This window comes from Mycolicibacterium llatzerense, from assembly GCF_000878195.1.
Taxonomy (GTDB): Bacteria; Actinomycetota; Actinomycetes; order Mycobacteriales; family Mycobacteriaceae; genus Mycobacterium; species Mycobacterium llatzerense.
In genome coordinates, this window is record NZ_JXST01000001.1 from 172,031 (window position 1) to 194,083 (window position 22,053).

Annotated in this window: 18 protein-coding genes; 9 read left to right on the forward strand and 9 right to left on the reverse strand. The window is 67.6% G+C overall.

Annotated features, from left to right (window positions below; genetic code table 11):
* Positions 1-134 precede the first annotated feature (134 nt).
* The 5 genes from sfnG (at position 135) to purH (ending at position 6,128) form a co-directional block, all read left to right on the forward strand.
* The gene (sfnG, locus tag TL10_RS00855; protein ID WP_043390781.1) at positions 135-1,265 is read left to right on the forward strand and encodes a dimethylsulfone monooxygenase SfnG; all 1,131 of its coding nucleotides are present in this window, start codon (positions 135-137) and stop codon (positions 1,263-1,265) included.
* Between the two features lie 129 nt (positions 1,266-1,394).
* Positions 1,395-2,324 (forward strand): DUF5336 domain-containing protein, encoded by a 930-nt coding sequence (locus TL10_RS00860; RefSeq protein ID WP_043984028.1) that lies wholly within the window; start codon positions 1,395-1,397, stop codon positions 2,322-2,324.
* A 76-nt stretch (positions 2,325-2,400) separates the two neighbouring features.
* On the forward strand, positions 2,401-3,924 hold the full coding sequence (locus TL10_RS00865) for a cell division protein PerM (protein ID WP_043390783.1): 1,524 nt from the start codon (positions 2,401-2,403) through the stop codon (positions 3,922-3,924).
* 9 nt (positions 3,925-3,933) lie between these two features.
* Positions 3,934-4,563: a phosphoribosylglycinamide formyltransferase gene (purN, locus tag TL10_RS00870; protein ID WP_043390785.1), complete on the forward strand. Its 630-nt coding sequence runs from the start codon at positions 3,934-3,936 to the stop codon at positions 4,561-4,563.
* The gene (purH, locus tag TL10_RS00875; RefSeq protein WP_043390787.1) at positions 4,560-6,128 is read left to right on the forward strand and encodes a bifunctional phosphoribosylaminoimidazolecarboxamide formyltransferase/IMP cyclohydrolase; all 1,569 of its coding nucleotides are present in this window, start codon (positions 4,560-4,562) and stop codon (positions 6,126-6,128) included. Before purN ends, purH begins: the two co-directional genes overlap by 4 nt.
* 92 nt (positions 6,129-6,220) lie before the next feature.
* Here the strand turns inward: purH and TL10_RS00880 are convergent, their stop codons facing one another.
* Both TL10_RS00880 and TL10_RS00885 read right to left on the reverse strand, forming a co-directional pair.
* On the reverse strand, positions 6,221-7,111 hold the full coding sequence (locus TL10_RS00880; protein ID WP_043390789.1) for a type IV toxin-antitoxin system AbiEi family antitoxin: 891 nt from the start codon (positions 7,109-7,111) through the stop codon (positions 6,221-6,223).
* 162 nt (positions 7,112-7,273) lie between these two features.
* A complete protein-coding gene (locus tag TL10_RS00885; RefSeq protein WP_043984154.1) occupies positions 7,274-8,287 on the reverse strand; it encodes an alpha/beta hydrolase in 1,014 nt (337 codons plus the stop codon).
* Positions 8,288-8,363: 76 nt separating this feature from the next.
* On the opposite strand from TL10_RS00885, the gene TL10_RS00890 reads away from it, so the two are divergent.
* Together TL10_RS00890 and TL10_RS00895 are read left to right on the forward strand one after the other, a co-directional pair.
* Positions 8,364-9,752 (forward strand): sigma 54-interacting transcriptional regulator, encoded by a 1,389-nt coding sequence (locus tag TL10_RS00890; RefSeq protein ID WP_043984156.1) that lies wholly within the window; start codon positions 8,364-8,366, stop codon positions 9,750-9,752.
* Positions 9,745-11,712 carry a VWA domain-containing protein gene (locus TL10_RS00895; protein WP_043984029.1) on the forward strand — a complete coding sequence of 656 codons (1,968 nt, stop codon included), beginning with the start codon at positions 9,745-9,747 and terminating at the stop codon, positions 11,710-11,712. The genes TL10_RS00890 and TL10_RS00895 overlap by 8 nt, the downstream gene beginning before the upstream one ends.
* 133 nt (positions 11,713-11,845) lie before the next feature.
* Here TL10_RS00895 and TL10_RS00900 read toward each other — a convergent pair whose 3' ends face one another.
* The 7 genes from TL10_RS00900 to TL10_RS00930 all read right to left on the reverse strand — a co-directional run bounded on the left by TL10_RS00900 (position 11,846) and on the right by TL10_RS00930 (position 20,866).
* Positions 11,846-12,433 carry a DUF1707 SHOCT-like domain-containing protein gene (locus TL10_RS00900; protein ID WP_043390795.1) on the reverse strand — a complete coding sequence of 196 codons (588 nt, stop codon included), beginning with the start codon at positions 12,431-12,433 and terminating at the stop codon, positions 11,846-11,848.
* Positions 12,434-12,523: 90 nt separating this feature from the next.
* Positions 12,524-13,291 carry an enoyl-CoA hydratase family protein gene (locus TL10_RS00905; protein ID WP_043984030.1) on the reverse strand — a complete coding sequence of 256 codons (768 nt, stop codon included), beginning with the start codon at positions 13,289-13,291 and terminating at the stop codon, positions 12,524-12,526.
* A gap of 11 nt (positions 13,292-13,302) precedes the next feature.
* Positions 13,303-14,466 (reverse strand): acyl-CoA dehydrogenase family protein, encoded by a 1,164-nt coding sequence (locus TL10_RS00910; protein ID WP_043390799.1) that lies wholly within the window; start codon positions 14,464-14,466, stop codon positions 13,303-13,305.
* Positions 14,463-16,421 (reverse strand): acetyl/propionyl/methylcrotonyl-CoA carboxylase subunit alpha, encoded by a 1,959-nt coding sequence (locus TL10_RS00915; protein ID WP_043984031.1) that lies wholly within the window; start codon positions 16,419-16,421, stop codon positions 14,463-14,465. Before TL10_RS00915 ends, TL10_RS00910 begins: the two co-directional genes overlap by 4 nt.
* A gap of 7 nt (positions 16,422-16,428) precedes the next feature.
* Positions 16,429-18,024 carry an acyl-CoA carboxylase subunit beta gene (locus tag TL10_RS00920; protein WP_043390804.1) on the reverse strand — a complete coding sequence of 532 codons (1,596 nt, stop codon included), beginning with the start codon at positions 18,022-18,024 and terminating at the stop codon, positions 16,429-16,431.
* A complete protein-coding gene (locus TL10_RS00925) occupies positions 18,021-19,169 on the reverse strand; it encodes an acyl-CoA dehydrogenase family protein (protein WP_043984032.1) in 1,149 nt (382 codons plus the stop codon). The genes TL10_RS00920 and TL10_RS00925 overlap by 4 nt, the downstream gene beginning before the upstream one ends.
* Positions 19,166-20,866 (reverse strand): acyclic terpene utilization AtuA family protein, encoded by a 1,701-nt coding sequence (locus TL10_RS00930; protein WP_082067787.1) that lies wholly within the window; start codon positions 20,864-20,866, stop codon positions 19,166-19,168. Before TL10_RS00930 ends, TL10_RS00925 begins: the two co-directional genes overlap by 4 nt.
* Positions 20,867-21,084: 218 nt before the next feature.
* Between TL10_RS00930 and rpmF the strand changes: the two genes are divergently transcribed.
* Both rpmF and TL10_RS00940 read left to right on the forward strand, forming a co-directional pair.
* Positions 21,085-21,261, forward strand: a complete 177-nt coding sequence (rpmF, locus tag TL10_RS00935) for a 50S ribosomal protein L32 (RefSeq protein WP_043401019.1) — start codon at positions 21,085-21,087, stop codon at positions 21,259-21,261.
* 92 nt (positions 21,262-21,353) lie between these two features.
* Positions 21,354-22,040, forward strand: coding sequence for a response regulator transcription factor (locus TL10_RS00940; protein ID WP_043401013.1), 687 nt, complete (start codon positions 21,354-21,356; stop codon positions 22,038-22,040).
* Positions 22,041-22,053 lie beyond the last annotated feature (13 nt).

The following is a 22,053-nucleotide window of genomic DNA, read 5'->3' on the forward strand; positions in this document are numbered from 1 at the left end:
AAAGCCGAACAAGGCGGATTACCTGGTGTTTTGACGGAGATGGCAGCCTCGAGACGCCCGTGAACCGATCGGGAGATAACTTCATCGCGAACGTTACCCACGACGTTGGGCACAGCACTTGCTGACATGGGCGCATGACGACTGAACGCATCGCCGACCACGTCAAGTTCGCCTACTGGGTGCCCAACGTCAGCGGCGGTCTGGTGACCAGTGACATCGAACAGCGCACCGACTGGAACTACGAATACAACAAGAAGCTCGCACAAACCGCGGAGAACAACGGCTTCGAGTACGCCCTCAGCCAGGTTCGGTACGAGGCCAGCTATGGCGCCGAATACCAGCACGAGTCAACGAGTTTCAGCCTTGCCCTCCTGCTGGCGACGGAACGGCTGAAAGTCATTGCGGCCGTTCATCCGGGCCTGTGGCAGCCGGCTGTGCTGGCCAAGCTCGGCGCCACCGCGGATCACCTGTCCAACGGGCGCTTCGCCGTCAACGTCGTCTCCGGTTGGTTCAAGGACGAATTCACGCACCTGGGCGAGCCGTGGCTGGAACACGACGAGCGCTACCGCCGCAGTGCTGAATTCCTCCAGGTGCTGCGCAAGATCTGGACCGAGGACGACGTCGACTTCCGGGGCGACTTCTACCGCATCCACGACTTCACGCTGAAGCCCAAGCCGCTCAACACGGCCGACCGTCCCAACCCGGAGCTGTTCCAGGGCGGCAACTCGAGCGCCGCACGACGCAACGGCGGCTACTACGCCGACTGGTACTTCTCCAACGGCAAGGACTTCGACGGTGTGACCGAACAACTCGTCGACGTTCGCGACCACGCCCGCCAGGTTGCCCGGGAAGTCCGCTTCGGGCTGAACGGCTTCATCATCGCCCGTGATACGGAGAAGGAGGCGAAAGAAGTCCTCCGGGAGATCGTCGCGAAGGCGAACCGGCCTGCCGTCGAGGGGTTCCGTCAGGCCGTGCAGCAGGCCGGCAACTCCACCGGCGACAAGAAGGGCATGTGGGCGGACTCGAGCTTCGATGACCTGGTGCAGTACAACGACGGTTTTCGTACCAAGTTGATCGGAACTCCGGAACAGATCGCCGAACGGATTGCTGCCTACCGCAAACGCGGCGTCGATCTGATCCTCGGTGGCTTCCTGCATTTCCAGGAGGAAATCGAGTACTTCGGGGCCAAGGTGCTGCCGTTGGTACGGGAAATCGAGGAGGCGGAACAGGACGCGGCGCAGGGTCCGGTTCGCGTCCCGGCCTGACGTGTCGGCAAGTTTGCTCAGCACCGTCGCGGCCGGTCAGGCCGGTGGTCAGCGCGCTCAACTCATGCAGGGCACCCTTAATGAAGTGCGCTAGCGTGGTTGGTCGAGTCGACAGGTACAGGAGAGGTCATGACGTACCAGCCCGGTAACCCCGGCTATCCGCCCGCCCAGCAGCCCAACCAGTTCGGAGGGCCGACCCAGCAGTTCAACCGCCTGCCCGAGCAGATCCCGGCTGCGCCTGCCGCGCCGGCCGGCCCGAGCAAACTGCCGGAGTACCTGACCACCGCGGTGGCGGCGCTCGGCCTGCTCATCTTCGGGTTCAACTTCGCGCCCCAGTTGGGTGCCGGAGGCCTCGACGCGGGCACCGGCAGCATCCTGACCCAGGCTCCGATCGTGGTCGCTGTCTTGGCCGCGCTGCTCGCCGGCGTCAGCCTGCTGCCGAAGCAGAAGAGCTTCAAGTCGTGGGTCGCCATCCTGTCGGTGCTGGCGTTGCTGCTGGTCATCAACGAGATCGTGCAGGCGCCCAAGGGCATCGAGGTCGAGTGGGGCCTCTACACCGTGCTGGTGCTGTCCGTGCTGCAGGCCGGTAGCGCCGTGGCCGCGCTGCTGCTCGACGCCGGCGTCATCCAGCCGCCCGCGCCGCGCCCGCAGCCCGATCCGTACAACTACGGCGGACCGGCACAGGGCTACAACCCGCAGGCCCAGTACTACGGCCAGCAGCCCCAGCAGCAATACGGCCAGCAGACCGGCCAGCACTTCGGTCAGCAGGGCGGATACCAGCAGCAGCCGCAGAACGGTCCCATCGGCGGCTACACCGGTCAGCAGGGTGCGCCGCAGCACGGTGCCGACTCGGGTCCGCCGACCCCTCCGACGGGTTTCCCCGCGTTCGGTCAGCCGCAGTCGTCTGGCGGTCAGTCTCAGGCCCCGCAGCAGTCGTCGGCCCCGCAGCCGTCGGCGTCTGAGGCGGTCGCCGGATCGTCGTCGTACGGCTCGTCGCCGAGCGTTCCGGGTGCTTCCGAGCCGACAACGACTTTCCAGCAGCCCCCGGCTCCGCAGTAATCGGGTCCGGCGTCGTCATAATCGCTAGGGCACTCGCAACCGGCGGGTGAGACCTGCGCGAGGAGTGACCCAGCTAGTGGATAACCGACCAGTCGGTACGCGCCAAGCGCGTGACCTGCTTCGGGTTGCGTTCGGCCCGTCGGGCATCGCCCTGGCGATCATCGCTGCGCTGACGCTGATCCAGCTGGTCATCGCCAATAGCGATCTGACCGGCGCGTTCGGCGCGATGGCCAGCATGTGGCTGGGCGTGCACGGCGTGCCGGTCTCGATCGCCGGCGCCGAACTCGGCGTGATGCCGCTGGCCCCGCTGCTGGCGATGGTGTGGGGCACCGCCCGCACCACGGCGGCGGCGACGCGGCCGGGTGCGTCGTGGTTCGTCGTCCGGTGGATCGTCGCGTCGGCCCTCGGCGGACCTTTGCTGATCGCGGCAATCGCGATCGCGGTGATCCACGATGCGTCGTCGGTGCTCACCGAGCTGCAGACCCCCAACGCCCTCCAAGCGTTCGGCTGCGTGCTGGCTGTGCACGCGGTCGGAGCGGCCATCGGCGTCGGCTCGCGGCTGCAGGGACGACTCCTGACCGACGCCCACCTGCCCTACTGGCTCCCCGAAGCGCTGCGCGCGGCGCTCGCCGGGGTGCTGGCGCTGCTCGGCTTGTCTGGGCTGGTCGCGGTCGGTTCGATGGTCGTGCACTGGTCGACGATGCACGACCTGTTCGGGATCACCGACTCGGTGTTCGGCCAGCTCAGCCTGACCGTGCTGTCTGCGCTGTACATCCCGAACGTCATGGTCGGATCCGCGGCGGTGGCCGTCGGCTCGAGTGTGCACATCGGGTTGGCGACGTTCAGTTCGTTCACGGTGCTCGGCGGCGACGTCCCCGCGGTGCCGGTGCTGGCCGCGGTGCCGTCACCTCCGTTGGGTCCGGTGTGGGTGGCGCTGCTGATCATCGCGGCGGCCTCGGCGGTGGCGGTGGGGCAGCAGTGCGCGCGGCGCCCGGCCCCGTGGCCGATTGCGTTCGCGAAGTTGGCGGTGGCGTCGCTGCTGGCTGCGGTGATGATGGTCATGCTCGCGATCGCCGGCAGTGGTCGCCTTGGCAACTTCGGTGAGCTCGGGGTGGACCAGACGACGTTCGGGCCGGGGGTGTTCCTGTGGTTCGTGTCGATCGGCGGTCTCACGGTGGCGATGGCCGGCGGCCTGACGCGTCGCCCGGAGCGGCCGGTGCCCGTCGCGCCGGTGGCAGAAGCGCATGACAACGAACCGGCCGACGCTGAGATCGTCGAGGACGACGAACCCGTGACGGAGGTGCTGTTCGGCGACGTCCCGGCCGCTGCCGTGGATGTTGACGACGATTCGCATTTCGCGGGCGGCCCGGCGTTCGAGTCCGCCCCAGAGTCGGCACCTGAGCCGGCGCCCGAACCCGATCCTGAGCCGATGGCCAAACCCGCCGAACCCCGTCGGCCGGCCCGTCCCGAACCGGACATGACCCCAGCGCCGGCCGAGGCGTATCAGTCCGGCACCACCGATCGCATCGGCGAACACATCGCCTTCGACCCTGACGAGGACCCTGAGGCGCATTTCGTCGTCGACGACGACGGCCACTAGGCTGCTCCCGTGCAGCAACCGCTCCGTGTGCCCCCGACTGCGCCGGCGCGGCTCGTCGTCCTGGCCTCGGGGACCGGTTCGCTGCTCGAATCGGTGCTGGCAGCAGCGGTTGATGACTACCCGGCGCGCGTCGTGGCGGTCGGAACGGACCGGGATTGCCAAGCGCTGGAGATCGGCGCGGCGGCCGGTGCGGCGACATTCACCGCCCGGTTGCGCGACCACGCCGACCGGGCCGCCTGGGACATCGCGCTGACCGAAGCGGTCGCCGCCCATGAGCCGGATCTGGTGGTGTCGGCGGGCTTCATGAAAATCCTCGGACCGACGTTTCTGGCGCGCTTCCAAGGCCGGGTGCTGAACACTCACCCGGCGCTGCTGCCGTCGTTCCCCGGGGCGCATGCGGTGCCCGACGCCCTCGCGTACGGAGTGCGCGTCACCGGCAGCACGGTGCACCTGGTGGATGCCGGTACCGATACCGGGCCGATCCTGGCGCAGGAGCCGGTGGCGGTACTCGATGGCGACGACGAATCGTCGCTGCATGAACGGATCAAGGTCGTCGAGCGACGACTGCTGGTAGATGTGATCGCCGCGGTGGCCCTCCGCGGCGTGACGTGGAGTGGACGAAAGGCGGCCATAGGATGACGCGACGACCGATTCGGCGCGCGCTGATCAGCGTGTACGACAAGACCGGCCTGGCGGAGCTGGCCCGCGGGCTGCACGCGGCCGGAGTGACCCTGGTGTCGACCGGGTCGACTGCGAAAACCATTGCTGCCGAGGGTATCCCGGTCACGCCCGTGGAAGAGGTCACGGGATTCCCCGAGGTGCTCGACGGCCGGGTCAAGACGCTGCACCCGCGCGTGCACGCCGGTCTGCTGGCCGACACCCGCAAGGCCGAGCACCTCGCCGCGCTGGACGAGCTCGGCGTCGAGGCGTTCGAACTCGTTGTGGTGAACCTGTATCCGTTCACGCAGACCGTCGCGTCGGGTGCCTCCGAGGACGAGTGCGTCGAGCAGATCGACATCGGCGGCCCGTCGATGGTCCGCGCCGCGGCGAAGAACCACCCGAGCGTCGCCGTCGTCGTCGACCCCCTGGGTTACGACGGCGTGCTGGCTGCCGTCAACGCCGGTGGCTTCACGCTCGAAGAGCGGAAGAAGTTGGCGTCGTTGGCTTTCCGGCACACCGCCGAGTACGACGTGGCCGTGGCTTCCTGGATGGGATCGGTGCTCGTGCCGGGCGATGACGAGGCGTCTGCCGCGGGCATGCCGGCCTGGCTCGGTTCGACCTGGCGTCGCTCCGATGTGCTGCGCTACGGCGAGAACCCGCACCAGAAGGCCGCGCTCTACAGCGACGACGCCGGCTGGCCGGGGCTCGCGCAGGCTGAGCAGCTGCACGGAAAAGAGATGTCCTACAACAATTTCACCGACGCCGACGCGGCGTGGCGGGCGGCGTTCGACCACGAGGACATCTGCGTGGCGATCATCAAGCACGCCAACCCGTGTGGCATTGCGGTGTCGTCGATCTCGGTCGCCGATGCGCACCGCAAGGCGCATGAGTGCGATCCCCTGAGCGCGTTCGGCGGCGTCATCGCGGCCAACACGGCGGTGACCGAGGAGATGGCCGAGACCGTCGCCGACATCTTCACCGAGGTGATCGTCGCCCCCGCCTTCGAGCCGGGTGCCGTCGAAATCCTGAGCCGTAAGAAGAACATTCGCATCCTGGTGGCTTCCGAGCCGCAGCCCGGCGGCACGGAGTTCCGTCAGGTCAGCGGTGGTCTGCTGGTGCAGCAGCGCGACGCGCTGGACGCGGCGGGCGATGACTCTGCCAACTGGACCCTGGCGACCGGCACCCCGGCCGACCCAGAGACGTTGGCCGACCTGGTGTTTGCCTGGCGCGCTTGCCGTGCCGTGAAGTCGAACGCCATCGTGGTCGCCGCCAACGGCGCTACTGTCGGTGTCGGCATGGGCCAGGTGAACCGGGTCGACGCGGCGCGGCTCGCGGTCGAGCGGGGCGGTGACAGGGTGCGCGGTGCTGTTGCGGCGTCGGACGCCTTCTTCCCGTTCCCCGACGGCCTGGAGACCTTGACCAACGCCGGCGTGAAAGCCATTGTGCACCCGGGTGGTTCGGTCCGCGATGACGAAGTCACCGCTGCCGCTGCCGCCGCCGGGATCACGCTGTACCTGACCGGCGCTCGGCACTTCGCCCACTAGGTCTTGCCGGCTGAGTGGCCAGTTATGACGCGCAAATTGCGAAGATGCGTGTCGTATCTGGCCACTCGGCGTTTTGGGCGGCGAGTGGCCACTTAATACACGCGATCACCCAAAATCCGTGCAATGACTGGCCATTCGGCGCCGGCGGCGCGTAGCGCCTGGCAAGTTCTGACGACGAATGTTCGGGGCCGGTTTCGCAAGATGTCGGAACTGACCCGGATGATCATCCAACCTGCCTCGAGCAGTCTGGCCAACCGCTCGATATCTTTGGCGCGTTGCTCGGGGTCGTCCCAATGCTGGACGCCGTCGTACTCGATGCCGACCTTGAACTCCCGGTAGCCCATATCGATGCGGCCGACGAACTCCCCGAATTCGTCGTGGACCTCGATCTGGGTTTCCGGCTTCGGCAGTCCGGCGTCGATGAGCGCCAGTCGAGTCCTCGACTCTTGTGGCGATTCGGCTCCGTCGTCCATCAGCTCGAGAACCTCGCGCAATTGAACCAGGCCGCGGACTCCGCGATGCCGCGGAATCAGGTAATCGATCTCCTTGGCGGTGACTCCGGTTTGGTTGGCCAGTGCGTCGACACGAACCAGAGCACGCTCCCGTCCCCTGCGACGACCGAGATCGAACCCGGTGCGCGCGGGCGTGGTCGCGGAGATGCCGCGCACTTCTTCGACTTCGTCTGGGAGTAGAACATCGCGGTGAATGATGATGCCCGACACGGGTTTTCCGTTCGTCCGGAACAATTCCGCGGGTGATCTGGGGTCGACCCACAATGTGCCATACAGCGCGGCGGCGGAGAGTCCGCCTGTGGTCGCGAGACGGTCGGACCACAGCCAAGCGGCCTCGGCTCGCATTTCCGCCGTCAGCGTGACGTCGGCCGGGAGGTAGACGTCACGGTAGATGCGGTGATGGCGGTTGAGTTCTCGCCGAGATACGTGGCCGGAAGCCAACGCCTCGGTGCCCAGGAATGGTGCGGTCATGCACCGAAGGTGCGACTCGGGTCCGACGCAACGGCGCGCCGGTGTGGCTTTTCGTGCCGGGCTGTGGATGAATCGCGGTCTGTGGATATCGCTCAGGGGCCAGTTATCGCACGTAAATCACGAAAATGCGTGTCATAACTGGCCACTCGGCGGTTGAAGCGACTAGGAAGCGACCTCGTCGTGTTTTTGAGTGGTGGCGTATTCGAAGAACGCGACGATCTCGGAGACGGCCTTGCGGGCGTCCGGGTTGACGTCGAAGCTCAGCTGGAACATGTGCATTGCCGCGTCCCACACCTGAACCCAGGCCTGGGCACCGGCCGCGCGCAGTGCGTCGGCGAGCGCGAAGGAGTCGTTGCGCAGCATTTCGTTGGTGCCGATCTGCAGCAGCGTCGGGCCGAGGCCGTGGAGGTCGGCTTCGGTGGGCATCTGGGGCACGGGGTGGGTGCCGTTCTTCGTGGCGAAGACCGTGTAGATGTACTTCACCGCCATGAACGGGAACAGCACGTCGCGCGATTCGAGCATGGCGTTGTACTTCAGGTTCATGTCCGACGACGTCAGCGCCGACAGCAAGACCTGAGCCGCGGGCACCGGCAGACCGCTGTCGCGTGCGGCGATCGCGGTGTCGGCGGCGATCAGGCCACCCGCCGAGTCGCCGGCGAACACGATCTTCGTGGAGTCCACCCCGGAAGCCAGCACCAGGCGGTAGGCGTCGAGTCCGTCGCTCACGGCCTCTTCGATCGTGGCCTGCGGGGCCAGCCGGTAGCCGACGTTCAAAACCCGGGCGCCCGTCTCTGCGGAGAGCTTGCTGGCCCAGCGCCGGTGCGAGTTCAGCCCGAGGGTGATGAGCGCGGAACCGTGGAAGTACACGATCACCCGATCGGAATCCCGTGCGCCGGGTGCGACGATCCATTCGGCCGGGCAATCGGGCAGTGCGATCGACGTCACCTCGGTGCCCGGCAGCGGGCGGAAGACGCGGAATGCCGGGTCGATGATGTCGTAGCGACCCCGCTGCACGAGCTCGGGACGGAACCGGTTGACGACCATGCCCACCAGCGTGAGCAGGGCAATTACCGGTCGGACGAACACCGCGGTCAGCCCGCCGAGCAGTCGGCTCTGCCACGCGGCGGGGCCGAACTCGAGGTCGGTGGGGCGGTTAGTCCAGTCGAGCGAGTTCACGATACCGAGGGTACTGGGTAAAGCTCCGGAGCCCAAGGTGCTGCCGGTCACGGAGCACCGTCGTAGCGTGGAGGTCGTGACGTCACCTAACGAACCCGATCTGCCGAAGACCGTCGGCGCGTTGAAAGCAACGGGCCACCGGGAACGGGGCATCAAGACCGAAATCCGCGAGAACCTGCTGGCCGCGCTGGCTGACGGCCAGGATGTGTGGCCCGGCATCTTCGGCTTCGAGGACACCGTGCTGCCGCAGCTGGAGCGCGCGCTGATCGCCGGGCACGACGTCGTGCTGCTCGGCGAGCGCGGCCAGGGCAAGACCCGCCTGCTGCGCGGTCTGGTCGGGCTGCTGGACGAATGGACCCCGGTCATCGCGGGCTCGGAGCTAGGTGAGCACCCGTATTCGCCGATCACGCCGGAGTCGATCCGCCGGGCCGCGGATTCGGGCGATGATCTACCCATCACCTGGAAGCACCGCAGCGAGCGCTACACCGAGAAGCTGGCGACGCCGGACACCAGCGTCGCCGACCTCGTCGGCGACATCGACCCCATCAAGGTGGCCGAGGGACGCAGCCTGGGCGACCCGGAGACCATCGCCTACGGCCTCATCCCGCGGGCGCACCGCGGCATCGTCGCGATCAACGAGCTGCCCGACCTCGCCGAGCGCATCCAGGTTGCGATGCTCAACGTGATGGAGGAGCGCGACATCCAGGTCCGCGGCTACACCCTGCGGCTGCCGCTCGACGTGCTCGTGGTGGCCAGCGCCAACCCCGAGGACTACACCAACCGTGGCCGCATCATCACGCCGCTGAAGGACCGCTTCGGCGCCGAGATTCGCACGCACTACCCGCTGGAGCTCGACGCCGAGGTCGGCGTCATCAAGCAGGAGGCCCACCTGGCCGCCGAGGTTCCGGGGTACCTGCTCCAGATTCTGGGCCGCTTCGCGCGGTACCTGCGCGAGTCGCAGTCGATCGATCAGCGCTCCGGCGTCTCGGCCCGCTTCGCCATCGCCGCGGCCGAAACCGTCGGCGCCGCGGCTCAGCACCGTTCGGCGATTCTGGGCGAACAGGACCCGGTGGCCCGGGTCGTCGACCTGCAGACCATCATCGGCGTGCTGCGCGGCAAGCTGGAATTCGAATCCGGTGAGGAAGGGCGCGAGCAGGCGGTGCTGGAGCACCTGCTGCGTCGCGCCACCGCCGACACCGCACAGCGACTGCTCGGCGGCATCGATGTCGGTTCGTTGGTCACTGCGGTGGAAGGGGATTCACCGGTGACGACGGGGGAGCGGGTGTCGGCCAAGGACGTACTGGCTGCACTGCCCGACCTGCCGGTGATCGAGGCGATCGCTGAGCGGCTCGACGCCCAATCCGATGGCGAGCGGGCGGCGGCCGTCGAGCTGGCGCTGGAAGCGCTGTATCTGGCCAAGCGCATCGACAAGACTTCTGACGACGGCGAAACGGTTTATGGCTGAACACCTCTCGCGGTATTCGCGCTACACCGGCGGCCCGGATCCGCTGGCGCCCCCCGTCGACCTGAGGGAGGCGCTGGAGCAGATCGGCCAGGACGTCATGGAGGGCGCGTCGCCCCGGCGTGCGCTGTCCGAACTCCTGCGTCGGGGTACCCAGAACATGCGCGGTGCCGACCGGCTGGCCGCCGAGGCCAACCGGCGTCGTCGGGAGTTGCTGTCGCGCAACAACCTGGACGGCACCCTGCAGGAGATCAAGAAGCTGCTCGATGAGGCCGTGCTCGCCGAGCGCAAGGAACTGGCCAGGGCGCTCGACGACGACGCGCGGTTCGGCGAACTGCAGTTGGAGTCGTTGTCGCCGTCGCCGGCGAAAGCCGTACAGGAGCTCTCCGAATACGACTGGCGTTCGGCGGAGGCCCGGCAGAAGTACGAGCAGATCAAGGATCTGCTCGGCCGGGAGATGCTGGACCAACGATTCGCCGGCATGAAGGACGCGCTGGAGAACGCCACCGACGAGGACCGTCAGGCCGTCAACGACATGCTCGACGACCTGAACAACCTCTTGGAGAAGCACGCCAAAGGCGAAGACACCCAACAGGATTTCCAGGATTTCATGGCCAAGCACGGCCAGTTCTTCCCGGAGAATCCGCAGAACGTCGACGAGCTGCTGGACTCCTTGGCTCAGCGGGCCGCGGCCGCGCAGCGCTTCCGCAACAGTCTGTCGCCCGACCAGCGCGCCGAGCTGGATGCGTTGGCACAGCAGGCATTCGGGTCACCGTCGCTGATGAACGCACTCGACCGACTCGACGGCAACCTGCAGGCCGCCCGCCCCGGCGAGGACTGGACCGGGGAGCGGAGTTTCACGGGAAACAACCCGCTGGGCATGGGGGAGGCCGCCCAGGCGATGGCGGATATCGCCGAGTTGGAGCAACTGGCGGAACAGCTTTCGCAGAGTTACGCCGGTGCCCAGATGGACGACGTCGATCTGGACATGCTCGCCCGGCAGCTGGGCGACGAGGCCGCCGTCGACGCGCGTGCGTTGGCGGAATTGGAGCGCACCCTGATGAATCAGGGCTTCCTCGATCGCGGTTCCGACGGGCAGTGGCGGTTGTCGCCGAAGGCCATGCGCCAGCTCGGTCAGGCGGCGCTGCGTGATGTGGCGCAACAACTTTCCGGCCGACACGGCGAGCGGGACACTCGTCGGGCCGGTGCGGCCGGTGAGCTGACCGGGGCCACCCGGCCGTGGCAGTTCGGTGACACCGAGCCGTGGAACGTCACGCGCACACTGACCAACACGGTGCTGCGGCAGGCCGGCACGGACCCCGATGGGCCGTTGCGGATCAGCGTTGATGATGTGGAGATCTCAGAAACCGAGACCCGCACCCAGGCTGTGGTGGCGCTGTTGGTGGACACTTCGTTCTCGATGGTGATGGAGAACCGGTGGCTGCCGATGAAGCGCACCGCCCTGGCGCTCAATCATCTGGTGAGTACCCGGTTCCGGTCAGATGCCTTACAGATCATTGCTTTTGGCCGGCATGCCCGCACGGTGTCCGCGGCCGAGTTGACCGGGCTGGAAGGCGTCTACGAACAGGGCACCAACCTGCACCACGCGCTGCTGCTCGCTGCCCGGCACCTGCGTCGTCATCCCAATGCGCAACCGGTCATCCTGGTGGTCACCGACGGTGAGCCGACGGCCCACCTGGAGCAGTACCGCACGGGCACCGAGACGTTCTTCGACTACCCGCCGCATCCGCGCACCATCGCCTTCACGGTGCGCAGCTTCGACGAGGTAGCCCGAATGGGCGCGCAGATCACCATCTTCCGGTTGGGGAGCGACCCAGGACTGGCCCGGTTCATCGACCAGGTGGCGCGCCGCGTCGAAGGTCGCGTCGTGGTGCCGGAACTGGACGGGTTGGGTGCGGCGGTGGTCGGTGACTACCTGCGGTCAAGGCGTCGTCGCCGCTGATTTCCTGCGTGCGCGCGTCGTTGCGCGGCCATACCGGGGGCGGAGTTCATTTTGGGGTCGCTCGCCACTGACGAGCGGCGCCAAAGTGCACGCGAAAAGCGGCGTGTTGCCGTACAAACACGCACGCTCGCGGTTAGGCGGACTCGAGTGGCTTGCGCTTCTTCGACTTGATGCCGACGCGGCCCCACAGAGAGAAGCCGCGGATGGTGACGCGCGGGGCGCCGGGGGTGCCCTGCTGTCCGAGGTGGTCGAACGCGCCCATCACACCGACACCGTGCACGTCGACGTTGACCTCCGGCGGCAGCAGGATGGTCTGCCCGCCGAAGATCGAGTAGGAGTGGATCTCGACGTCCGGTGACGTGAAATCGGCGTACCGCAGATCGATGACGCCGCCGCCGAACAACGAGAACGACGTCAGCCGCTGCGGCACATTCCAGCGGCCCCGGCGCTCGAATCCGCTCATGATCGCCAATAACAGCGTCGAGGGTGCGGGGTGGCACTCGCCGCCCGCTTCCCACGGCGCGGTGGTGATGTAGGGCAGGTCAGAACTCAGCTTCGACAGTTCGGCGTACGTCTGCGCGGAATAGGCGCGGTTCAGCCGGTCCTCGTACTCGGACATCGGCAGCCGTCCCTGCGCGGCCGCGTCGCTGAGGAGGTGAGCGACCTGTATCCGGTCGGTATCGACGACGCGCATCTGTGCGCGCGAACCTGGGGTGCTCATCAAGTCGAGCCTACGACGATCACAGGGACTTGCAAGGCTGATGTTGCAAACTGTGGCCGCATCGATGTCGGATCCGTTACGGGATGTGGATCACTTATTCCAGTTCGGCTGCCGCTTCTGGAGGAACGCCATCATGCCTTCCCGCGCCTCGTCGGAGACGAACAGCTCCGCCGACTGCTTGGCCAGCTTCTGCGCGTCGCGGTCGAAGTCAGCCAGGATCGACGCCGTGGTCAGCGCCTTCGATGCGGCCAGGCCCTGCGGTGAACCCTTGGTGATCTCGTCCGTGAGCTTCGCGACCGCGGCCGGTACATCGTCGGTCGCGACCGTCACCAGGCCGATCCGTTCGGCCTCCTCGGCGCCGAACTTCTCGCCCGTGACGAAATAGCGACCGGCCGCGCGGGCCGTCATCTTCGGCAGCAGCGTCAGCGAGATGATCGACGGAGCCACCCCGATCCGGGCCTCGGTGAGCGCGAAGGTGCTGGCGGTGCCGGCGACCACCAGGTCGCAGGCACCGATCAACCCCATGCCGCCGGCCCGGACGTGACCGTCGATCGCGGCGATCACCGGAACGGGCAGCTCGAGGATCGACCGCAGTAACTGCGCCGCCTCCAGGGCCCGGGCAGCGGCGAGGTCGCCGGGGCTGCGCCCGGCCGCTTCACTCAGGTCGGCCCCGGCACAGAAGGTGCCGCCGGTGTGGCCCAGCACCACCACCCGGACGCCGGGCTCGGCAGCGGCATCGGTGAGGCCCTGCCGCAACTGGTCCACCAGCGCGGTCGACATCGCATTGCGGTTGTGCGGTGAGTCCAGCGTCAGCCGGGCGACACCACTTTCGACGGAGTAATGGACCAGTGCGGTCATGAGGTCCCTCTTTAGTACGAGCGGGGCAGACCGAGTGAGGTCTGCGCCACGAAGTTAAGCACCATCTCGCGGCTGACCGGAGCGATCCGTCCCAGTCGCGACGCCGTGACGGCGGCAGCGATGCCGTACTCCTTGGTCAGGCCGTTGCCGCCGAGCGACTGGACGGCCTGATCGACCGCGCGCACCGAGGCCTCGCCCGCGGCGTACTTGGCCATGTTCGCGGCCTCGGCGGCGCCGAAGTCGTCGCCGGCGTCGTACAGCGTGGCGGCCTTCTGCATCATCAGCTTGGCCAGCTCGAGCTCGATGTGAATCTGGGCCAGCGGGTGCGAGATGCCTTGATGGGCACCGACCGGGACCTTCCAGACCTGCCGGGTCTTGACGTACTCGGTGGCGATCCGGATGGCGAGGCGACCGGTGCCGACGGCCATGGCCGCACCGATGATCCGCTCCGGGTTCAGACCGGCGAACAGCTGCGCGATGGCGGCGTCCTCGGAGCCGACGAGGGCATCGGCGGGCAGCCGCACCTCGTCCAGGAACACCTGGAACTGGCTCTCGGGGCTGATGATCTCCATCTCGATCTTGGTCCAGCTCAGCCCGGGCGCATCGGTGGGCACCACGAACAGTGCCGGCTTCAGGTTGCCGGTCTTGTGGTCCTCGGTGCGCCCGACGACCAGCACGGCGTCGGCCTGGTCGATGCCGGAGATGAAGACCTTCTGCCCGGACAGGATCCAGTCGCCGCCGTCGCGACGGGCGGTCGTGGTGATGCGGTGGCTGTTGGAGCCGGCGTCGGGTTCGGTGATCGCGAACGCCATGGTGAACGAGCCGTCGGCGAGGCCCGGAACCCAACGCTTCTTCTGTGCCTCGGTGCCGTACTTGGAGATGATGGTGCCGTTGATGGCCGACGAGACCACCATCATCAGCAGCGGACAGCCGTTCGCGGCCATCTCTTCCATGACCAGGCTCAGCTCGTACATGCCGGCACCGCCGCCGCCGTACTCCTCGGGCATGTTGACGCCCAGGAGGCCGAGTTTGCCTGCCTCAGCCCACAATTCATCGGTGTGCTGGCCGGCGCGGGCCTTCTCCAGGAAGTAGTCCTGGCCGAACTTGGAGGCCATGCCGACGACGGCCTCGCGCAGCGCCTGGCGCTCTTCGGATTCGATGAAAGACACGGTCATTCTCCTTCGGGGGTTTCTACGCGGGCCAGCACGGCGCCGACATCGACCTGTTGGCCGGGTTGCACGTTGAGTTCGGTGAGCACACCGGAATCCGGTGCGGCGATGGTGTGTTCCATCTTCATGGCTTCCAGCCAGATCAGGGGCTGGCCGGCCGTGACCGCGTCGCCGACGGCCGCGCCGACCCGGACCACGAGACCGGGCATCGGGGCCAGGAGCGAACCTTGGGCCACCGCCGCGTCCGGGTCGGGGAACCGCGGCTGGGCCACGAGATGCACCGCGCCGGCGGGGGAGTCGACGAACACGTCCGCGCCGTATCGAGCGACGTCGAACGAGCGTTCAACTCCACCCCGCGACAACACGACCCGAGTCGGGTCGGTGGTCACCACGGTGACGTCGTCGCGGTCCGGCAGGTCGACGCCGTCGCGCGTGAACCGGTACCGCACCTGGTGCTCGGCGCCGGCTGCGTCAGCGTACGAACGACTCTGGTAGCCCGACGTGAGGTTCCGCCAGCCGCTCGGTGCGGCGCCGAAAATGGTTGCCGTGCTGCGGTTGTATGCCGCATCGGCCAGCGTCGCCGCGACCGCGGCCAACGTGACATCGGTGTCCGCCGGTGCCGCCAGTTCGGCCAGACCGTGCGTGTCGAAGAACGCGGTGTCGGTGTCACCGGTCAGGAAAGCGGGGTGCCGCAACACGTTCACGAGCAGATCGCGGTTGGTGCGCAGGCCGTGGATACGAGCCCGCGACAGCGCATCGGCGAGGATCGCCGCGGCCCGGTCACGAGTCGGCGCGAACGAGATCACCTTGGCCAGCATCGGGTCGTAGAACACCGACACGACCGAACCGTCGACGATGCCGGAGTCGAGGCGCGTTCCGGCTCGGCCCAACAGGCTGAATTCGGTTCGGACACCCGGTACCTCGAATCGGTGCACCGTGCCGGCCTGGGGCTGCCAGTCCTTCGCCGGGTCCTCGGCGTAGAGCCGGGCCTCGATCGAATGTCCTTGCGTGGCGGGCGGTTCCGCGGCGAGCGCGCCGCCATCGGCCACCTCCAGCTGCAGCTCGACCAGATCGAGTCCGGTGGTCTCCTCGGTGACCGGGTGCTCGACCTGCAGCCGGGTGTTCATCTCCAGGAAGAAGAATTCACCGTTCGCATCGGACATGAACTCGACGGTGCCGGCGCCGGTGTACCCGATCGCGGTGGCCGCCAACCGAGCTGCCTCGAAAAGCTTTTCGCGCATCCCGGGGGTCCGCTCGACGAGCGGGGACGGTGCTTCCTCGATGACCTTCTGGTGCCGGCGCTGGATGGAGCACTCGCGTTCGCCGACGGCCCACACCGTGCCGTGGGCGTCGGCCATCACCTGCACCTCGATGTGGTGCCCGCTGGCCAGGTAGCGCTCGCAGAACACCGTCGGATCGCCGAACGCGGACTGGGCCTCGCGCTGCGCTGCCGCGACTTCGGCCGGCAGCGCGGACAATTCGCGAACTACCCGCATGCCGCGGCCGCCGCCACCGGCGGATGCCTTGATGAGCACCGGCAGTTGGTCGGCGGTGACGGTGTCGGGGTCCAGCTCGGTCAGGACCGGAACCCCGGCCGCCGACATCAGCTTCTTGGCCTCGATCTTGGAGCCCATGGCCTGCACGGCCGCCACCGGCGGGCCGATCCAGGTCAGCCCGGCATCCTGCACCGCGGCCGCGAAATCGGGGTTCTCGGAAAGGAATCCGTAACCGGGATGGATCGCGTCGGCGCCAGATGCCTTGGCCGCGGCGATCAGCTGCACGGCATCGAGGTAACCGGTGCGACCCTCCAGGCGCACCCGGTCGTCAGCTTCGGCGACGTGCGGCGCGGCAGCGTCGGGATCGGTGTACACCGCGACGGTGCCGATGCCGAGTCGACGGCAGGTGGCGAACACCCGGCGGGCGATCTCGCCGCGGTTGGCAACCAGTACTTTCGTGATCATCTGATACTCACATCCGGAAGACGCCGAAGTTCGACGTCCCCTCGATCGGGGCATTGGCAATGGCGGACAAGCACATTCCCAGCACGGTGCGGGTGTCACGGGGGTCGATGATGCCGTCGTCGTAGAGCCGGCCGGACAGGAACGCCGGCAGCGACTCAGCGTCGATCTGCGCTTCGACGGCGGCCCGCAGCGCCGCATCGGCGGCTTCGTCGACCTGGCCGCCCCGGGCTTCGGTGGCCGCCCGGCTGACGATCGAGAGCACGCCCGCCAGCTGCGCACCGCCCATCACGGCGGACTTCGCACTGGGCCAGGCGAACAGGAACCGGGGGTCGTAGGCCCGGCCGCACATGCCGTAGTGACCTGCGCCGTACGAGGCGCCGATGAGCAGCGAGATGTGCGGCACTTTCGAGTTGGAGACGGCATTGATCATCATCGAGCCGTGCTTGATCATCCCGCCTTCCTCGTACGCCTTGCCGACCATGTAGCCGGTCGTGTTGTGCAGGAACAACAATGGCGTGTCGGAGCGGTTGGCCAGCTGGATGAACTGCGTGGCCTTCTGGGACTCCTCGCTGAACAACACGCCGCGCGCGTTGGCCAGGATGCCCACCGGGTAGCCCCACAGGTTCGCCCAACCGGTCACCAACGAGGAGCCGTACAGCGGCTTGAACTCGTCGAAGTCCGAGCCGTCGACGATGCGGGCGATGACGTCGCGCGGATCGAACGGGATCCGCAGATCGGCGCCGACGATGCCGAGCAGTTCGTCTTCGGGGTACAGCGGCGCCACCACCGGTGCCGGCGTCGGGCCCTGCTTGCGCCAGTTCAACCGGGCCACGATACGGCGGCCGATGCGGATGGCGTCGAGTTCGTCCTGCGCGAAGTAGTCACCGAGACCCGATGTCCGGGAGTGCATTTCGGCGCCGCCGAGGGATTCGTCGTCGGACTCCTCGCCGGTGGCCATCTTGACCAGCGGCGGCCCGGCCAGGAACACCTTCGAGCGCTCCTTGATCATCACCACGTGGTCGGACATGCCGGGGATGTAGGCGCCGCCGGCGGTCGAGTTGCCGAACACCAGCGCGATGGTCGGGATGCCTTCAGCCGATAGCCGGGTCAGGTCCCGGAACATCGCGCCACCGGGGATGAAGATTTCCTTCTGCGTCGGCAGATCGGCGCCGCCCGATTCGACCATCGAGATCACCGGCAGCCGGTTCTCGCGGGCAATCTGGTTGGCGCGCAGGATCTTCTTGAGCGTCCACGGGTTGCTGGTGCCGCCCTTGACGGTCGGATCGTTGGCGACGATCAGACACTCGACGCCTTCGACGACACCGATGCCGGTGACCAGGCTGGCACCGACGACGAAGTCGCTGCCCCAGGCGGCCAGAGGGCTCAGCTCCAGGAACGGCGAGTCCTGATCGACGAGCTGCTCGATGCGCTCGCGCGCGGTCAGCTTGCCGCGGGCATGGTGGCGGTCAACGTATTTCGCGCCCCCGCCGGCGACGGCCTTGGCGTGCTCGGCATCGAGCTCGGTGAGCTTGGCCGACATGGTGGCGGCGGCTTCGGTGTAGCCGGCCGACGCCGTATCGAGCCTGGACTTGAGTGCGGTCATGACTGGAATCCCAACGTCTTGGCGGCCAGCGAGGTGAGAATCTCGGTGGTGCCGCCGCCGATGCCGATGATGCGCATGTCGCGGTACTGCCGCTCGATTTCCGACTCGGCCATGTACCCCATGCCGCCGAACAACTGCACGCCGGCGTTGGCCACCCACTCGCCGGCCTCGACGGCGGTGTTCTTGGCGAAGCAGACCTCGGCGATCAGGTTCGTCTCACCCGCCAACTCCCGCTCCACCAGGTGGTGCGTGTAGACCCGGGCCACATCGATGCGACGGGCCATGTCGGACAGGGTGTTCTGCACCGACTGCCGCGAGATCAGCGGCCGGCCGAACGTCTCCCGGTCCCGGCACCACTGCACGGTCAGGTCCAGGCAGCGCTGCGCGCTCGCATATGCCTGGGCGGCAAGGCCGACCCGCTCGGAGACGAAGGCGCCGGCGATCTGCAGGAAGCCGGAGTTCTCCGGCCCCACCAAATTGGCGGCCGGGACGCGGACGTCGACATAGGACAGCTCAGCGGTGTCCGACGAGCGCCAGCCCATCTTCTCGAGCTTGCGGCTGACGGTGAAACCGGGCGTGTTCTTGTCCACCACGATCAGTGAAACCCCGCCTGCGCCAGGGCCACCCGTGCGCACCGCGGTCACCACATAGTCGGCCCGCACACCCGAGGTGATGTAGGTCTTGGCACCATTGATGATGAAGTCGTCACCGTCGCGCTCGGCGCGCGTCGTCAGGTGTCCGACATCCGAGCCACCGCCGGGTTCGGTGATGGCCAGCGAGCCGATCATCTTGCCCTGCAACGTCGGTCGCACGTAGGTGTCGATCAGTCGCTGGTCGCCGGAGGCGATCATGTGCGGCGTGGAGATCCCGCAGGTGAACAGCGATGCGAAGACGCCGCCGGGCACGCCGGCGTAATGCAGTTCCTCGCAGACGATCACCGCGTCGGCGCCGTCGCCACCGCCACCGCCGACGGATTCGGGCGCCTGGGCGCCCAGCAGGCCGGCGGCACCGGCTGCCTCATGCAGCGAGCGGGGCAGCTCGCCGCTGCGCTCCCACTCGTCGACGTGGGGCAGGATCTCGCGTTCCGCGAACGCGCGCACGGTCTTTCGCAGCGCATCGCGTTCGGGCGTGGTCCAGATGCTCACGAAATCAATTCCTCCGGTATGTCGAGATGACGGGTTCGTAGCCATTCCCCGAGGCCCTTGGCTTGGGGGTCGAATCGGGCCTGGTACGCAACGCCTTCGCCGAGGATGCCCTCGATGACGAAGTTGATGGCGCGCATGTTCGGCAGCAGGTGCCGGGTCACGGCCAGATCGGCGGTCTCGGGCAGCAGCTCGCGCAGCTTATCGACGGTCAATGTGTTTGCCAGCCAACGCCATTGGTCATCGGTGCGGACCCAGACGCCGACGTTGGCCGAGCCGCCCTTGTCGCCGCTGCGGGCCCCGGCGATGGTACCAAGCGGCGCCCGGCGGGTCGGCCCGGCCGGCAGCGGTTCGGGCAGCGCCGGGTCGGCGACCGGACCCAGCGCCTGGGTCTGCGCCGACGGTGCGATGTCGACCCGCGAGCCGTCGGCCAGTACTGCCGCATGAGGCACCAAGGCCGCGTCGACGTAGCCGGGCTTGAACAGGCCGTACACCTGGCCGTCGCCGGGAGGCGCCGTCGTTGTGAATCCCGGATAGCTGGCCAGAGCGAGTTCGACTGCAGCCGCGGAGAATTGACGTCCGACCTTGGCCGGATCGGGGTCGCGCACCACACAGTGCAGCAGCGCGCTGGCGCGCTCCTCGGTGTCGGCGTCGGGATGATCGGTCCGGGCCAGCGTCCATTGCAGCTCGGTCGGCCGCACCGCGATGCTGGCTTCCAGCTGGCGCTGCAGCAGATCGGCCTTCGCCTCGATGTCCAGGCCCGTGAGGATGAAGGACGCCGCATTGCGGAAGCCGCCGATGCTGTTGAGCGACACCTTCAACGTGGGCGGCGGTGCTTCGCCCCGCACGCCGGAGATGCGCACGCGGTCCTCGCCGTCGGCGGCCAGCTCCAGCGAGTCGATCCGCAGGGTGGCGTCGGGATTGGCGTAGCGCGCCCCGGTGATCTCGTACAGCAGCTGCGCGGTGACGGTGTCGACACTGACGCGGCCGCCGGTGCCGGGGTGCTTGGTGATCACCGACGAGCCGTCGGCGGAGATCTCCGCCAGCGGGAACCCGGGGTGGATGAGGTCCGGAATCTCGGTGAAGAAGCTGAAGTTGCCGCCCGTGGCCTGGGTGCCGCACTCGATGACATGGCCCGCGGCGATCGCGCCCGCGAGCGCGTCGTAGTCGGTGCGGGTCCAGCCGAAGTGCGCGGCGGCCGGTCCGACGATCACCGAGGCATCGGTGACCCGCCCGGTGACGACGACGTCGGCGCCGGAGTTCAGACAATCCACGATGCCCCAGGCGCCGAGGTAGGCATTCGCCGACAGCGGGGTGCCGAAGCCCAGCTCGGCGGCGCGGCCGACGAGGTCGTCGCCTTCGACGTGCGCGACGTTCACCGACAAGCCGAGGCGCTCGGCCAGCGCGCGCACCGCCGCGGCCAAGCCGGCCGGATTGAGGCCGCCGGCGTTGGCGACGATCTTCACGCCCTGGTCCAGGGCCAGACCCAGCGACTGCTCCAGTTGGCGCAGGAAGGTCTTGGCGTATCCGAGGTCGGCGTTCTTGGCCCGGTCGCGAGCGAGGATCAACATGGTCAACTCGGCGAGATAGTCGCCGGTGAGGTAGTCCAGCTCACCCCCGGCGAGCATCTCGTGCATCGCCGCCAGCCGGTCTCCATAGAACCCCGAGCAGTTACCGATCCGGACTGCTGGTGATGTCACACACACTCCCGTCGTTCAACCAACCGGTAGGGAGGTTAGTCGGTACTGACGGTACCGAGTCAAGGGGGCTGGGGGTTGCGTGTTGCCCGGTTGGGGCGACGTTTTGGAGCCTACGCAGGTCGGCGGCTATCCTGAGGTGCAATCGCCGCTGGCCTTGTTCGTTTGTTCGTGGCGCGGCTGACCGCAAGCAATTCCGTTTAGCAAGAGAGGTGCACATCATGGCTGTGCCCAAGCGCAGGATGTCGCGCTCGAACACCCGTAGCCGTCGCGCGCAGTGGAAGGCCGAGGCCACCGGCCTGGTCAGCGTGAACGTCGCAGGTCAGGCGCACAAGGTGCCGCGTCGTCTGCTCAAGGCCGCGCGTCTGGGTCTGGTCGACCTCGACCGCCGCGTCTGAACCATCTCGACTTTCGGTCGTAACGGTTTTTCTCGCGCCCTCGTGGCGCGTCTTCTCAGTCCGCTCTCAGATGGTGGGGTGAGACTGTGCCTGTGCGAATCCTTGTAGTCGACGATGACCGCGCTGTGCGTGAATCGCTGCGTCGGTCGCTGACTTTCAACGGGTACTCGGTCGAACTGGCCCAAGACGGTGTCGAGGCGCTGGAGTTGATCTCCAGCGACCGGCCCGACGCCGTGGTGCTCGACGACATGATGCCCCGATTGGACGGCCGTGGCGTCTGCCGTCAGCTGCGCAGCAATGGTGATGATCTGCCCGTGCTGATGCTGACGGCTCGTGACTCGATCGACGAGCGGGTGGCCGGCCTCGACGCCGGTGCAGACGATTACCTGCCGAAGCCGTTCGCGCTTGAGGAACTCCTGGCACGGATGCGGGCGCTGCTCCGCCGGACCGGACCCGATGACCGGACCGAGTCGGCGGCGCTGACCTTCTCCGATCTGAGCCTCGACCCGGTGACGCGCGAAGTCACCCGGGGTTCCCGGTCGATCAGCCTGACCCGTACCGAGTTCTCGCTGCTCGAGATGCTCATCCACAACCCCCGCCGGGTGCTCAGCCGCAGCCGGATCCTCGAAGAGGTGTGGGGCTTCGATTTTCCGACGTCGGGCAATGCCCTCGAGGTGTACGTCGGGTACCTGCGCCGCAAGACCGAGGCCGAGGGAGAACCGCGCCTGATCCACACCGTGCGCGGCGTGGGTTACGTGCTGCGTGAGACCCCACCCTGATGCTCGGCAAGGT